This window comes from Curtobacterium sp. ME-Dv--P-122a, assembly GCF_030209645.1.
GTDB lineage: Bacteria > Actinomycetota > Actinomycetes > Actinomycetales > Microbacteriaceae > Curtobacterium > Curtobacterium flaccumfaciens.
In genome coordinates, this window is sequence record NZ_JARVRO010000020.1 from 1 (window position 1) to 13665 (window position 13665).

At 69.3% G+C, this 13665-nt stretch carries 16 protein-coding genes; 15 read left to right on the plus strand and 1 reads right to left on the minus strand.

Features of this window, described 5'->3' with window-relative positions; all coding sequences use genetic code 11:
- Nucleotides 1-381: 381 nt before the first annotated feature.
- Complete coding sequence (locus tag QRN49_RS17790; RefSeq protein WP_284756997.1) at nt 382-1035, minus strand: HAD family hydrolase; 654 nt, start codon at nt 1033-1035, stop codon at nt 382-384.
- A 37-nt stretch (nt 1036-1072) separates the two neighbouring features.
- Between QRN49_RS17790 and QRN49_RS17795 the strand changes: the two genes are divergently transcribed.
- From QRN49_RS17795 to QRN49_RS17865, 15 genes are all read left to right on the plus strand, one after another.
- A complete protein-coding gene (locus tag QRN49_RS17795; RefSeq protein WP_027465784.1) occupies nt 1073-1747 on the plus strand; it encodes an L-threonylcarbamoyladenylate synthase in 675 nt (224 codons plus the stop codon).
- Entirely contained in the window at nt 1744-2970 is a 1227-nt protein-coding gene (locus tag QRN49_RS17800) for an MraY family glycosyltransferase (RefSeq protein WP_027465783.1), read from the plus strand. Before QRN49_RS17795 ends, QRN49_RS17800 begins: the two co-directional genes overlap by 4 nt.
- Nucleotides 2967-3458, plus strand: a complete 492-nt coding sequence (locus QRN49_RS17805; RefSeq protein WP_258375320.1) for a Cg1360 family ATP-synthase-associated protein — start codon at nt 2967-2969, stop codon at nt 3456-3458. The genes QRN49_RS17800 and QRN49_RS17805 overlap by 4 nt, the downstream gene beginning before the upstream one ends.
- Before the next feature lie 107 nt (nt 3459-3565).
- Entirely contained in the window at nt 3566-4426 is an 861-nt protein-coding gene (gene atpB / locus QRN49_RS17810) for a F0F1 ATP synthase subunit A (protein WP_241660362.1), read from the plus strand.
- A gap of 61 nt (nt 4427-4487) precedes the next feature.
- A complete protein-coding gene (gene atpE, locus QRN49_RS17815) occupies nt 4488-4730 on the plus strand; it encodes an ATP synthase F0 subunit C (RefSeq protein ID WP_017885749.1) in 243 nt (80 codons plus the stop codon).
- A gap of 9 nt (nt 4731-4739) precedes the next feature.
- Nucleotides 4740-5294, plus strand: a complete 555-nt coding sequence (locus QRN49_RS17820) for a F0F1 ATP synthase subunit B (protein WP_071404610.1) — start codon at nt 4740-4742, stop codon at nt 5292-5294.
- A gap of 2 nt (nt 5295-5296) precedes the next feature.
- Nucleotides 5297-6091, plus strand: a complete 795-nt coding sequence (locus tag QRN49_RS17825) for a F0F1 ATP synthase subunit delta (RefSeq protein WP_027465779.1) — start codon at nt 5297-5299, stop codon at nt 6089-6091.
- A 108-nt stretch (nt 6092-6199) separates the two neighbouring features.
- Complete coding sequence (gene atpA / locus QRN49_RS17830; protein ID WP_027465778.1) at nt 6200-7828, plus strand: F0F1 ATP synthase subunit alpha; 1629 nt, start codon at nt 6200-6202, stop codon at nt 7826-7828.
- Entirely contained in the window at nt 7829-8731 is a 903-nt protein-coding gene (locus QRN49_RS17835; RefSeq protein ID WP_110864050.1) for a F0F1 ATP synthase subunit gamma, read from the plus strand.
- A 47-nt stretch (nt 8732-8778) separates the two neighbouring features.
- Nucleotides 8779-10233 carry a F0F1 ATP synthase subunit beta gene (gene atpD, locus QRN49_RS17840; RefSeq protein WP_017885744.1) on the plus strand — a complete coding sequence of 485 codons (1455 nt, stop codon included), beginning with the start codon at nt 8779-8781 and terminating at the stop codon, nt 10231-10233.
- Between the two features lies 1 nt (nt 10234).
- A complete protein-coding gene (locus QRN49_RS17845) occupies nt 10235-10498 on the plus strand; it encodes a F0F1 ATP synthase subunit epsilon (RefSeq protein ID WP_027465776.1) in 264 nt (87 codons plus the stop codon).
- A gap of 14 nt (nt 10499-10512) precedes the next feature.
- Nucleotides 10513-11265, plus strand: coding sequence for a YaaA family protein (locus QRN49_RS17850; RefSeq protein WP_284757029.1), 753 nt, complete (start codon nt 10513-10515; stop codon nt 11263-11265).
- A gap of 109 nt (nt 11266-11374) precedes the next feature.
- Nucleotides 11375-11932 (plus strand): hypothetical protein, encoded by a 558-nt coding sequence (locus tag QRN49_RS17855; RefSeq protein ID WP_163343567.1) that lies wholly within the window; start codon nt 11375-11377, stop codon nt 11930-11932.
- 25 nt (nt 11933-11957) lie between these two features.
- Nucleotides 11958-12776, plus strand: a complete 819-nt coding sequence (locus QRN49_RS17860) for an FHA domain-containing protein (protein WP_284757009.1) — start codon at nt 11958-11960, stop codon at nt 12774-12776.
- A gap of 3 nt (nt 12777-12779) precedes the next feature.
- Nucleotides 12780-13601, plus strand: coding sequence for a PP2C family protein-serine/threonine phosphatase (locus tag QRN49_RS17865; RefSeq protein WP_017885739.1), 822 nt, complete (start codon nt 12780-12782; stop codon nt 13599-13601).
- Nucleotides 13602-13665 lie beyond the last annotated feature (64 nt).

Consider the following 13665-nt stretch of genomic DNA (forward strand, 5'->3'; position numbering starts at 1 on the left):
AGGTGTGCCCGTTCCTGCTTTCCAGCGCGACCGCGATGGGAAGGAACGGGCGTGGTGGGCTAGGCGACGGGGGAGGCCTCGCGTCACTCACCCGCGCGTGCGTGTGCCGGGTGGATCCGGGCGTACCTGGTGGGATTGGGTGTACCGGGTCGTTCGGAATGACCAGGTGTGCCCGTTCCTGCTTTCCAGCGCGACCGCGATGGGAAGGAACGGGCGTGGCGGGCGCGGGGCGGGCCTCCCGTCGCTCGGCCGTGCGCGCGTGTGCCGGGTGGATCCGGGCGTACCTGGTGGGATCGGGCGTACCGGGTCGTCCGGGATGACCAGGTATGCCCGTTCTTGCTCTCCAGCGCGACCGCGATGGGAAGGAACGGGCGTGGCGGGCTACGAGACGGGGGAGGCCTCGCGCTGCTGCGCCGCGACGAAGGCGCGGACGTGCTCCCGCAGGTCGGTGTCGTGCTCGACCAGGACCGCGTGGATGCCGACGCTCCGCGCACCCGCGATGTTCTCGGGCATGTCGTCCGCGAAGAAGGTGTGCTCCGCGGGGACGCCGTGGTGGGCGATCGCGCGCTGGAAGACCTCGGGCTCGGGCTTCCGGGCGCCGAAGTTGCTCGACGTGTCCAGGTGCTCGCCGAAGACCTCGGGCAGGGACGGCGCCCACTCGTGGATCCAGCGGCCGGCGAGCGGACCGTTGTTGGTGAGCAGCCCGACACGCCCGTGCTCGCTCGCGATCCGGACCGCCTCGATGCGTTCCGGCAGCTCGGTCATGGCGGATCCGCGGATCCGGGCCCAGTCGGCCTCGGGGACGTCGCACTCCATCGCGCGCTCGAACGCGGCGAGGTACTCGTCGCCGTCGGCGAACCCACCGGCCTCGGCACGCATCTCGTGACCGCAGTCCCACCAGCGGCGACGGAGCTCCTGGAACTCGTGTCCGGTGAAGTCGGAGAGTGCGGCCATGCGCACCTGCCAGTCGTACCGGACCAGGACGTCGTCCATGTCGAAGAGGAACAGGAGCGGGGGTGCGGGCGTCTCGTTCACGATGTCCACCATTGTGTCGCACTATCATCGTCGAGTCATGGCATCCCGATACGACTGCACCGACTCCGACGGGCTCCTGACCGGGATGCGGCTCGCACGTGCCGCCCTCGGACGCGGAGAGCTCGTCGTGGTCCCCACCGACACCGTCTACGGCCTCGCCGCGGACGCCTTCAGCGCGACGGCCGTGCAGCGGCTGCTCGACGCGAAGGGCCGCACGCGGCAATCGCCGCCGCCCGTGCTCATCCCCGGTCCGCCCACGCTCGACGCCCTCGCCAGCGAGGTCCCGCAGCCGGTGCGCGACCTGGTGGCGGAGTTCTGGCCGGGCGGGCTGACCGTCATCCTGCACGCACAGCCGTCGCTCGACTGGGACCTCGGCGAGACGCGCGGCACGGTCGCGCTGCGGATGCCGGACTCGCGGATCGCCCTCGAGCTGCTGCAGGAGGTCGGGCCGCTCGCGGTCTCGTCCGCGAACTCCACTGGCGACCCGGCCGCGATGGACGTCGACGCCGCCGAGCGGATGCTCGGTGACAGTGTCGCGATCTACCTGGACGGCGGACCCGTCGAGGTGCACGACGGCTTCGAGGCCAGCACCGGCTCGACGATCGTCGACGCCACCGGGCTGTCGGACGGCGGGAAGCTCCGCATCGTCCGGCACGGGGTGATCCCCGACGAGGAGATCATCCGGGTCGTCGGAGCCGACCTCGTCACATGAAGTACTACCTGCTCGCGGGGGCCATCGCCGCGGTCGTGAGCTTCGTGATGAGCCTGATCGTCTGGAAGCTCGGGCTGAAGTACAAGTGGTACCCGCAGGTCCGCGAGCGGGACGTGCACCGCACCCCGACGCCGCGGCTCGGCGGCATCGCGATGTACATCGGCGTCATCGTCTCGTTGCTCGCGGCCTGGTTCCTGTTCCCGTCGATCGCGGGGACCGACTACTTCCGGCTCGTGTTCTCCGAACCCGGCCGCGTCCTCGCGGTGCTCGGGGGAGCGACCATCATCGTGGTCCTCGGTGTCGCGGACGACATCTGGGACCTCGACTGGATGACGAAGCTCGCCGGGCAGATCATCGCGGCGGGCATCCTCGCCTGGCAGGGCGTCGCGATCGTCTCGCTGCCCATCGGCAACACGCTGGGCGTCGGCTCGTCGTACATGAGCCTGATCTTCACCGTGCTGGCGGTGGTGCTCGTGATGAACGCGGTGAACTTCATCGACGGGCTCGACGGCCTGGTGGCCGGCGTCGCGATCATCGCCGGTGGGGTGTTCTTCCTCTACACGTTCTTCATCAACCGCGTGGTCGTGCAGACCGAGTTCTTCTTCAACCTGCCGTCGCTGCTCACCGCGGTGCTCGTCGGGGCCTGCTTCGGCTTCCTCATCCTGAACTGGCACCCCGCCAAGCTCTTCATGGGCGACGCCGGTGCGCTGCTCGTCGGGTTCCTGATGGCCACGAGCGCGGTCTCGGTCACGGGCAACATCGACCCAGCCGCGGTGCAGACACGCCAGGCGCTGCTGCCGGCGTTCATCCCGATCCTGCTGCCGTTCGCGATCCTGATCGTGCCGATCCTGGACTTCGGTCTCGCGGTCACCCGACGGCTCAGCGCGGGCAAGTCGCCGTTCTCGGCCGACCGGAAGCACCTGCACCACCGCCTGCTCGACATGGGGCACTCGCACTTCCACGCGGTGCTGATCTTCTACGCGTGGACCGCGACCGTCGCCTTCGGGTGCCTGCTGTTCCTCTTCGTGGACTGGTACTGGGTCGTCGTCTTCGTGTCCGTCGGCTTCACCGTCTGCGCCGTCGCGACCTTCGCGCCGCTCGGCCGGAAGCGCACGGAGATCGCCGCCCAGACCGCCAACCGTTCCGCCGCCGTGGTGGACGCCAGCCTCGACCCGCTCGACCGGGCCGCCAACGACCGCACGATCCCTGGAGACATCACGTGACCGTACCGAACGCGCTCGACCACGTCCGGCCGGTGTTCCGCCGCATCATCACGTGGGGAGCGGTCCTCGCCGTCGCCCTGGCGGTGGTCGGCGGGCTCATCGGGTTCCTCGTCGCGGACGGCCCCGGGCTGGTCGGGGGACTGCTCGGCGCCGTGCTGAGCGTCGTGTTCCTCGGGCTCACCGCGGTCAGCGTCCTCGTCGCGCTGCGCGTCTCGAAGGGCCAGATGATCTCCGGTGCCTTCTTCGGCATCGTGATGGGCACCTGGCTGCTCAAGTTCATCGTCTTCATCGTGCTGCTGGTCCTGCTCAAGGACCGTGACTGGGTCGACTTCCCGGTGCTGGCGATCGTGATCATCGCGGGGGTCGTCGGCTCCCTGGTGATCGACGTCGTCGCCGTCGCGAAGGCCCGCACCCCGATCGGCGTCCGGCTGCCGGGCGACGGCCTCGACGACTCCGCGGACGCTGGGAACCCGACCCCCCGCGTCTGAGAAGCCGGGAAGCCTCTCGCACCTGATAGGCTTCTTCAAGTCCGCTACCGGAGCCTTTCGCTCGGGGCGGACGAGCCTCCACAACGTCCACCATCGCGTGCCATGATGTGCGCGCGCCGACACAGGAGACAGCGCTGCTATCCCACGCTCTTCCCCTGTCCCTCTCCGCTGCGGTTGACACCGTCGCGGCGGGGAGCAGCAAGGCCGCCGAGTTCCATGGTCCGTCGATCAACGAGTTCTTCCCGGATGCGATCTTCTTCGCCGGGACGCCGTTCGAGATCGATCGGCTCGTCCTCATCCGTTTCTTCGCCGTCGCCGTGCTCCTGGTGTTCGCGTTCGTGGGCACCCGTGCACTGAAGCTCGTGCCGAACCGCGGTCAGGCGTTCATCGAGTACGCGTTCGACGTCGTCCGTCGCAACACCTTCGACAACCTCGGAGAGAAGGACGGCAAGCGCTTCCTGCCGCTCCTGGCGACGATCTTCTTCGGCGTGCTCTTCATGAACCTGACCGGTCTGGTCCCGTTCATGAACCTCGCCGGCACCAGCCGCATCGCGATGCCGATGATCCTGGCGATCGTCGCGTACCTCGCCTTCATCTACGCCGGCCTCCGCAAGCACCCGGGCACGTTCCTCAAGAACTCGCTCTTCCCGCCCGGGGTGCCGTGGCCGCTGTACATCATCGTGACGCCGATCGAGCTCGTCTCCACCTTCGTGCTCCGTCCCGTCACCCTGACGCTGCGACTCCTGATGAACATGGTCGTGGGGCACCTGCTCCTCGTGCTGTTCTTCTCGGCCACGCAGTTCTTCTTCTTCGACGCTTCGCTCGGCTTCAAGGCCTTCGGCGTCGGGACCATCGCGTTCGGCATCGCGTTCAGCTTCTTCGAGGTCCTCGTCGCGCTGCTGCAGGCCTACGTCTTCATGCTCCTCACCGCCGTCTACATCCAGCTGGCGCTGGCTGACGAGCACTGATTCCTCACTGACCCCCTACGGGACCGGCGACCGTCGGACCCGCACCTCGAAAGGAAAACACGTGGACGCAACGACCGTTCTCGCGGAGATCAACGGCAACATCGCGACGGTTGGCTACGGCCTCGCAGCGATCGGCCCGGCCATCGGTGTCGGCATCGTCGTCGGTAAGACGATCGAGTCCGTCGCTCGCCAGCCCGAGCTCCAGGGCCGCCTGACGACCCTCATGTACATCGGTATCGCCTTCACCGAGGCCCTGGCCTTCATCGGTATCGCCACGTACTTCATCTTCACCGGCACCAACTAAGGCTCCTCGATGCACAACGCACTCATCATCGCGGCGGAGGAGACGCACAACCCGCTGATCCCGCCGTTGTACGACGTCGTCTGGTCGGCGCTTGCCTTCGTCATCATCTTCCTGGTGATGTGGCGTGTCGTCACGCCGCGCATCACGAAGATGCTCGATGAGCGCACCGAGGCCATCGAGGGCGGCATCAAGAAGGCCGAGGCCGCTCAGGAGCAGGCCGCTGCTGCGCTCGACGAGTACAACAAGCAGCTCGCCGATGCACGTGCCGAGGCTTCGCGCATCCGTGAGCAGGCCCGCGCCGACGCCACGGCGATCGGCAACGAGGTCCGCGAGCAGGCGGCCGCCGATGCAGCACGCATCACGGCCAACGCCCAGGCGCAGATCGAGGCCGAGCGCCAGAGCGCCGTCCAGGCACTCCGGTCCGAGGTCGGCACCCTCGCGCTGGACCTCGCGTCCGGTGTGATCGGTGAGTCCCTCAAGGACGACGCCAAGTCGACCGCAGTGGTCGACCGCTTCCTCGCCGACCTCGAGGCCTCGCAGGCCACGAAGACGGGGGAGCACTGAGCATGCGCAGCGCTACCAGAGAAGCACTCGCGTCCACCAGGGCGGTGCTGTCGGACCTCGGTCCGAGCGCCGGCCTGGCCGCGGGTGCCGAGATCCTCGCCTCCGGGCGTGCGATCGCCGGTGCGCCGCAGCTGCTCGGGCTGCTGTCCGACCCCACGGCCGACGCGGCCGGCAAGAAGGTCCTCATCGACCGTGTCTTCGCCGGACAGTCGGACGCGACGCGTGCGGTCCTGACCGCGGTGGCCGGCTCGCGCTGGTCCTCGCAGCAGGACCTGCTCGCGGGCATCGAGGACGCGGGCATCCGCGCCGTCGCCGCCACCGCGGGTCCGGACTCGTCGATCGAGTCGGAGCTGTTCGCCTTCGAGACCGCCGTCCGCTCGGACGCCGGCCTCGAGCTGGCGCTCGGCACCAAGCTCGGCAGCCCCGAGCAGAAGGGCGCGCTCGTCGAGCGGCTCCTCGGTGCCAAGGCCTCGGAGCAGACGATCACGATCGTGTCGGCCCTGGTGCAGCAGCCCCGCGGCCGCCGCATCGGTGAGATCGTCCGCGACGCCTCGCGCATCGTGGCCGAGCAGGCCGGCAAGCTCGTCGCGACCGTCGTCACGGCGACGCCACTGACCCCCGCCCAGTCGGCCCGCGTCACGCGCGGTCTGTCCGAGCGGTACGGCAAGGACATCAGCATCAACCAGGTCGTCGACCCCACGGTCGTCGGCGGGGTCCGGGTGCAGATCGGCGGCGACGTCATCGACGGCACCGTGTCCACGCGACTCTCGGAGCTCCGGCTCCAGCTCGCCGGCTAGGCGTACGGTCGAAGCCGCTCCTCCCCAAGTCCACAACGGGAACTGCCGAGTCCGGCAGCGTCACCCTCTCGGAGCCGAAGGGCCCCGGAAAACCACAAGGAAAATCCCATGGCAGACATCACCATCAGCCCCGATGAGATCCGTGATGCCCTGAAGGACTTCGTCTCGAACTACGAGCCGACGAAGGCCTCCACGGCCGAGGTCGGGCACGTCACCGACGCCGGTGACGGCATCGCCCACGTCGAGGGTCTCCCCGGCGTCATGGCGAACGAGCTCATCCGCTTCGCGGACGGCACGCTCGGCCTGGCGCAGAACCTCGACGAAGACGAGATCGGCGCCATCGTGCTCGGCGAGTTCGGCGGCATCGAGGAGGGCATGGAGGTCACCCGCACGGGTGAGGTCCTCTCCGCCCCCGTCGGCGACGCCTTCCTCGGTCGCGTCGTCGACCCGCTCGGCGCCCCGATCGACGGTCTCGGCGAGATCGCCGCAGAGGGCCGTCGTGCCCTCGAGCTCCAGGCTCCCGGCGTCATGGCCCGCAAGTCGGTCCACCAGCCGCTGCAGACCGGCATCAAGGCCATCGACGCGATGATCCCCGTCGGCCGTGGTCAGCGTCAGCTGATCATCGGCGACCGTCAGACCGGCAAGACGGCCATCGCGATCGACACGATCATCAACCAGAAGGCCAACTGGGAGTCCGGCGACGAGGAGAAGCAGGTCCGCTGCATCTACGTCGCCATCGGTCAGAAGGGCTCCACGATCGCCTCCGTCAAGGGCGCGCTCGAGGACGCCGGTGCGATGGAGTACACCACCATCGTCGCCGCCCCGGCCTCCGACCCGGCCGGCTTCAAGTACCTCGCCCCGTACACCGGTTCGGCCATCGGCCAGCACTGGATGTACCAGGGCAAGCACGTCCTCATCATCTTCGATGACCTGTCGAAGCAGGCCGAGGCCTACCGTGCGGTGTCGCTCCTCCTGCGTCGTCCGCCGGGCCGCGAGGCCTACCCGGGTGACGTCTTCTACCTGCACTCCCGTCTGCTGGAGCGTTGCGCGAAGCTGTCCGACGAGCTCGGCGCCGGTTCGATGACGGGTCTCCCGATCATCGAGACCAAGGCGAACGACGTCTCGGCGTACATCCCGACGAACGTGATCTCCATCACCGACGGCCAGATCTTCCTGCAGTCGGACCTCTTCAACGCGAACCAGCGTCCGGCCGTCGACGTGGGCATCTCGGTGTCCCGCGTCGGTGGTGACGCCCAGGTGAAGTCGATCAAGAAGGTCTCCGGCACGCTGAAGCTCGAGCTCGCGCAGTACCGCTCGCTCGAGGCGTTCGCGATGTTCGCGTCCGACCTCGACCAGGCGTCGCGTCGCCAGCTGGAGCGCGGTGCGCGTCTGACCGAGCTCCTCAAGCAGCCGCAGTACTCGCCGTACCCGGTCGAGGAGCAGGTCGTCTCGATCTGGGCCGGCACGAACGGCAAGCTCGACACCGTCCCGGTGCCGGACGTGCTCCGCTTCGAGTCCGAACTGCTCGACCACCTGCGTCGCAACTCCGACGTCCTCACGACCCTGCGCGAGACGAACCAGCTCAGCGACGAGACCGTCGCCGAGATGGACAAGCAGATCGACGAGTTCACGAAGAGCTTCCAGACGAGCGACGGCAAGACCCTCGGCTCCGAGCAGTTCGACGCGGCTGACGCCGAGGACGTCGACCAGGAGCAGATCGTCAAGGGTCGTCGCTAGATGGCAGCGCAGGTCCGGGTCTACCGCCAGCGGATCAAGTCGGCGAAGACCACGAAGAAGGTCACCCGCGCCATGGAGCTGATCTCGGCGTCGCGGATCCAGAAGGCGCAGGCCCGTATGGCTGCGTCCGGTCCGTACTCGCGGGCCGTCACGCGTGCGGTGTCGGCCGTGGCGACGTTCTCGAACGTCGACCACGTGCTGACCACCGAGCCGGAGTCGTCGACCCGTGCAGCCGTCGTGCTCTTCACCTCGGACCGCGGCCTGAACGGCGCGTTCAGCACGAACGTCCTCAAGCAGGGCGAGGAGCTCGCCTCCCTGCTCCGCAGCGAGGGCAAGGACGTCGTCTACTACCTGGTCGGCCGCAAGTCCGTCGGGTACTTCGCGTTCCGTGAGCGTCCGTCCGAGCAGCAGTGGGTCGGCAACACCGACCAGCCGGAGTTCTCGACGGCCAAGGAGATCGGCGACGCCGTCGTGGCGAAGTTCCTCCAGGACACCGCTGAGGGCGGCGTGGACGAGATCCACATCGTGTTCAACCGGTTCATCAGCCTGGCGACCCAGGAGCCGCAGGTCGTTCGCCTGCTGCCACTCGAGGTCGTCGAGGGCATCGACGAGCCCGAGGGCAACGAGCCCCTGCCGCTCTACGAGTTCGAGCCGGACGCCGATGCGGTGCTCGACTCGCTGCTCCCGGTCTACATCGAGAGCCGCATCTTCAACGCCATGCTGCAGTCGGCTGCTTCCGAGCACGCCGCGCGTCAGAAGGCGATGAAGGCGGCCAGCGACAACGCCGACTCGCTGATCCGTGACTTCACCCGACTCGCGAACAACGCGCGTCAGGCGGAGATCACCCAGCAGATCTCCGAGATCGTCGGCGGCGCCGACGCCCTCTCGTCGAAGAAGAAGTAGTCCGCGTCGTTCGCGGACAGATACCCACCCTCAGGAAGGCACCAGCCATGACCGACACCGCAACCACCGCGGTCGAGACGTCGTCGGCGCCCGGTGTCGGCCGGATCGCCCGTGTCACGGGCCCCGTCGTCGACATCGAGTTCCCCCACGACGCAATCCCGGAGATGTACAACCTCCTGTTCACGACCATCACCATCGGTGACTCGTCGCAGGAGATCGGCCTCGAGGTCGCGCAGCACCTCGGCGACGACCTCGTCCGTGCCATCTCCCTGAAGCCGACCGACGGCCTGGTCCGTGGCCAGGAGGTCCGTGACTCGGGCGCTCCGATCTCGGTCCCCGTCGGCGACGTCACCAAGGGCAAGGTGTTCGACGTCCTCGGGAACGTGCTCAACACGGACGAGAAGCTCGAGATCACCGAGCGCTGGCCGATCCACCGCAAGGCCCCGGCCTTCGACCAGCTCGAGTCCAAGACCTCGATGTTCGAGACCGGAATCAAGTCCATCGACCTCCTCACCCCGTACGTGCAGGGTGGCAAGATCGGCCTCTTCGGTGGTGCGGGCGTCGGCAAGACCGTCCTCATCCAGGAGATGATCCAGCGCGTCGCGCAGGACCACGGCGGTGTGTCGGTGTTCGCCGGTGTCGGGGAGCGCACCCGTGAGGGCAACGACCTCATCGGTGAGATGGAAGAGGCGGGTGTCTTCGACAAGACGGCCCTCGTGTTCGGCCAGATGGACGAGCCGCCGGGAACGCGTCTCCGCGTGGCCCTGTCGGCGCTGACGATGGCGGAGTACTTCCGCGATGTCCAGAAGCAGGACGTGCTCCTCTTCATCGACAACATCTTCCGCTTCACGCAGGCCGGCTCCGAGGTCTCGACGCTGCTCGGCCGCATGCCGTCCGCCGTGGGTTACCAGCCCAACCTCGCCGACGAGATGGGTGTGCTCCAGGAGCGCATCACCTCGACGCGTGGTCACTCGATCACCTCGCTGCAGGCGATCTACGTGCCGGCTGACGACTACACCGACCCGGCTCCGGCCACCACGTTCGCGCACCTCGACGCGACGACCGAGCTCTCCCGTGAGATCGCGTCGCAGGGTCTGTACCCCGCGATCGACCCGCTGGCCTCGACGTCGCGCATCATGGACCCGCGCTACCTGGGTGCCGACCACTACGAGACGGCCACGCGCGTCAAGCAGATCCTCCAGAAGAACAAGGAACTGCAGGAGATCATCGCCATCCTCGGTGTCGACGAGCTCTCCGAAGAGGACAAGATCACGGTCGAGCGCGCTCGTCGTATCCAGCAGTTCCTCTCGCAGAACACCTACATGGCGAAGAAGTTCACGGGTGTCGAGGGCTCCACGGTGCCGCTCAAGGACACCATCGAGTCCTTCCGCGCCATCGCCGACGGCGAGTTCGACCACGTTGCGACCCAGGCGTTCTTCAACGTCGGTGGCATCAACGACGTGGAAGAGAAGTGGGCACAGATCCAGAAGGAGAACCGCTGACATGGCGGGTCTCAGCGTGAGCGTCGTCTCGGCGGACCGTGAGGTCTGGTCGGGCGACACCACCATGGTCGTCGCACGGACGACAGAGGGCCAGATCGGCATCCTCGCCGGACACGAGCCGATGCTCGCGATCCTGGCGCAGGGTCAGGTCCGCATCACGCGGGCCGATGGGTCGACCGTCGCGGTCGACGCCGAAGACGGCTTCCTGTCGGTCGAGCACGACACGGTGACGATCGTCGCGCGGCAGGCCGCGCTGGCGTCCTGACCGGACTGACCGTCCTGCTCCCGCCTTCGGAGACGAAGCGGGAGGGCGGGGACACGAGCCGCACGCTCGATCTGCGTGCACTCTCGTTCCCGGAACTGGCCGATGAGCGGGCCGCGGTGATCACCGCGGCCCGTTTCGTCAGTTCCGAGGAGTCCTCGGCCAGGACGGCGCTCAAGCTCGGTCCGAAGTCGATCGCCGAACGGCTCCGGAACCTCGAGTTCGACACCTCGGGCACCATGCCCGCGATCGAGCGGTACACCGGGGTCCTCTACGACCCGTTGGGCGCGCAGGACGCGGACGCGGCGACCCGTGCGTGGTGGGCGGAACACGTGATCGTGCAGTCCGCGATGTTCGGCCCCATCGGTGCCGGTGACCCGATCCCGGCGTACCGGCTCTCGCACGACTCCCGGCTCGGGTCGATCCGACTGGCCGCGCACTGGCCCGCGGTGTCGACCCGTTCCCTGCTGACCCGCGCGGACGGCCTGGTGCTCGACCTGCGGTCCGAGGGGTACCGGCAGCTCGGTCCCGTGCCCGGAGCGGTGGCACCACGGGTGGTCAGCGTCGACGGCTCCGGTCGTCGTCGTGCGCTGAACCACTGGAACAAGACCGCGAAGGGTCGCCTGGTGGCGCTGCTCGCCCGCACCGGTGCGAGCATCGGCACCATGGACGACCTGGTCGGTTGGGCGGCCGCGAACGGCGTGGTCGTCGAGCGCAACGAGGGCGGCTGGGACCTGGTCGCCGAGAGCCTGGACCCCGTCGCCGCCTGAGCGGGTGCCGGGTCGGCTCGTCCTCCACAGGCGTGAGCGGGGTCGCTCCGGTCCACAGATGGTCGGGGCGGCCCTGCCTGGAGGCCCCCAGCACGTTTCGATGGCGTGCATGATCCCTCTCACGGCACAGTCCAGCCCCGGTTCCGCAGTCCGTTTCCCTCGCGAGATCGCCGCGGCGGTCACCCTCCCCGCTGCGGCGGCCGCGCTGGTCGCGCCCGGTCGCGCCGACCTGTCGACGGCCGCTGCGACGGCCGTGGTGACCGCGTGCGGCGCACTCGCGCCCCGGATGGCCCTGGTGCCGTTCATCGCGGCGCAGGGCACGCCGGATCCCCGTTCGATCCGGGTGTTCGACCCCTTCGCGGACCCGACACCGCCGGCGCTCCACGGTTTCGGCCCGGCTCCCGATCGGGCCCGGGTGCGGCTCGCCGGTGACCGGTGTGCCGACGCGTGGCGTGTGTGGCGCGCGCAGGACGGCGCGTTCGACGGATCATCGGGCGCTGCCGGCGCCCTGTCGCTCGGCGCCTGGTGTGCGTGGGCGCTCGGGTCCTGGGCCCGGGCGGAGACGCGTGCCCGGTACGCCCTCGAGACCCGCGCGGACGACCCGCTCGCGGGGCTCGTCCTGCGCTCGGTCGTCGCGGGCAGCGGGCCGTCGTGGGAGCGTCGATGACGTGGGGTCGACCGGATCGTCTACGGTGGGGGAGACCACACTGGGAGGGCTCCGGTTGTACGACGACGACATCGAGGACACCGTCATCCGGCGACCCCGGCGACCGTTGGGCGACCGGACGGCGGACGCCGTCGACGACACCGTCATCCGGGGCGCAGGTCCCGTCGTCCCGGGAGCCGGCCCCGCCTCCGACCCCGTCCCCGCATCCGACGACGGGGTCCTCGGCGACACGGTCATCCGGCCCGCGCCCGGGGCAACCGACCAGCCACCCGCGGCGGTGGACGACGTCGATCCGGAGGACACCGTCGTCCGGGTGCCGGCGCGACCCGGCGCCGGAGCGAGCCCGTTCGTGGGTGCCGCCCCGGGCCTCCCGGCCGTCCCGGCGGTGCCCGCCGCGCCCACGGCACGCGTGCCCTCGATCCGCATCGGCGACCGCACCTTCCGGCTCGACCACCCGGTGGTCATCGGCCGACGGCCGTCGCTGCCGCGGGTCACCCGTGGCCCGCAGCCCGAACTCGTGGCCGTGCGGTCGGCGTACGGGCAGGTGTCGTCGTCGCACGTCCGGATGCACGCCGAGGGCGAGGCCGTCGTCGTGCAGGACCTCCGATCCACCAACGGGACCGTCGTCCGCCCGGCCGGGGCCCCCGCCTACCGCATGGCATCGGGTGCGTCGATCGTCGCGCTGACGGGTACGGTAGTCGAGATCGGTGACGGCAACGCCATCGAGGTCCTCTCGCCGTACCTCCGGGTCGCACCGACGGCAGAGGGGCTGCCTCCGGTTCCCCCGTGGCCCTCCGATCAGACAGCACACGGCACGCCCCGACCCACCAGAGAGCGATCCTGACACGTGACCGAACTCGGCCGAGCAGCCACTGCGCACGCCATCGACGTCCCCGGTGCCGACGGCGCCACCCTGACACTCTCGTGGGGAGCCGCGACCGACGTCGGTCGGCGGCGTGACCACAACGAGGACAGCTACATCGTGGGCGCGCCGTTCTTCGTCGTCGCCGACGGCATGGGTGGGCACCTCGCGGGCGACCGTGCCAGCGACGCGGTCGTGCGTCGGCTCGAGCAGGTGACGGCCGAACCGTTCACCACGCGTCAGGGCATCCAGCGTGCGCTGCTCCTCGCGACCGCGGACATCGAGCGTGCAGCCGGCGGCAACGCCATCGGCGCGGGCACCACCGTCACCGGGATCGCGCTCGTGGCGTCGCTCGGGCAGCCCGCGGCGCTCGTGTTCAACGTCGGCGACTCCCGCACCTACCGCATCGAGGACGGCGTGCTCCGGCGCGTCACCGTCGACCACTCGGTGGTGCAGGAGATGGTGGACGCCGGCCTGCTGCGTGCCGAGGACGCCGAGCAGCACCCGGACAGCAACGTCATCACGCGTGCGGTCGGCTTCGGTGAACCGCCGGCGCCGGACTGGTGGACCCTGCCCCTGCGGGCCGGCGACCGCTACATCGTCTGCTCCGACGGGCTCACCAAGGAGCTCGGTGACGCCGGGATCGCGCGGATCGCGGCACGTGAGCCGGGCGCGCAGGACCTGGCGGAGCGCCTGGTCGGCGACGCCGTCGTGGCCGGCGGTCGTGACAACGTCACCGTGGTGGTGCTGCAGGTCGATGCCGCACCGGACGACGGCGACCTCGAGGACACGCTGCCGCGCCACTAGCTGGCCCCCGAACTGGGGGAACACGTCGAGCTGTGGGGGATCGGCGTGCGGAATGTCGGTCACC

Coding starts and splice junctions, on each gene's coding strand:
- QRN49_RS17795 (WP_027465784.1), top strand. CDS start 1,073: ATGGCATCCCGATACGACTGCACCGACTCCGACGGGCTCCTGACCGGG.
- atpD (WP_017885744.1), top strand. CDS start 8,779: ATGACCGACACCGCAACCACCGCGGTCGAGACGTCGTCGGCGCCCGGT.
- QRN49_RS17820 (WP_071404610.1), top strand. CDS start 4,740: ATGCACAACGCACTCATCATCGCGGCGGAGGAGACGCACAACCCGCTG.
- QRN49_RS17835 (WP_110864050.1), top strand. CDS start 7,829: ATGGCAGCGCAGGTCCGGGTCTACCGCCAGCGGATCAAGTCGGCGAAG.
- atpA (WP_027465778.1), top strand. CDS start 6,200: ATGGCAGACATCACCATCAGCCCCGATGAGATCCGTGATGCCCTGAAG.
- QRN49_RS17800 (WP_027465783.1), top strand. CDS start 1,744: ATGAAGTACTACCTGCTCGCGGGGGCCATCGCCGCGGTCGTGAGCTTC.
- QRN49_RS17855 (WP_163343567.1), top strand. CDS start 11,375: ATGATCCCTCTCACGGCACAGTCCAGCCCCGGTTCCGCAGTCCGTTTC.
- QRN49_RS17825 (WP_027465779.1), top strand. CDS start 5,297: ATGCGCAGCGCTACCAGAGAAGCACTCGCGTCCACCAGGGCGGTGCTG.
- QRN49_RS17845 (WP_027465776.1), top strand. CDS start 10,235: ATGGCGGGTCTCAGCGTGAGCGTCGTCTCGGCGGACCGTGAGGTCTGG.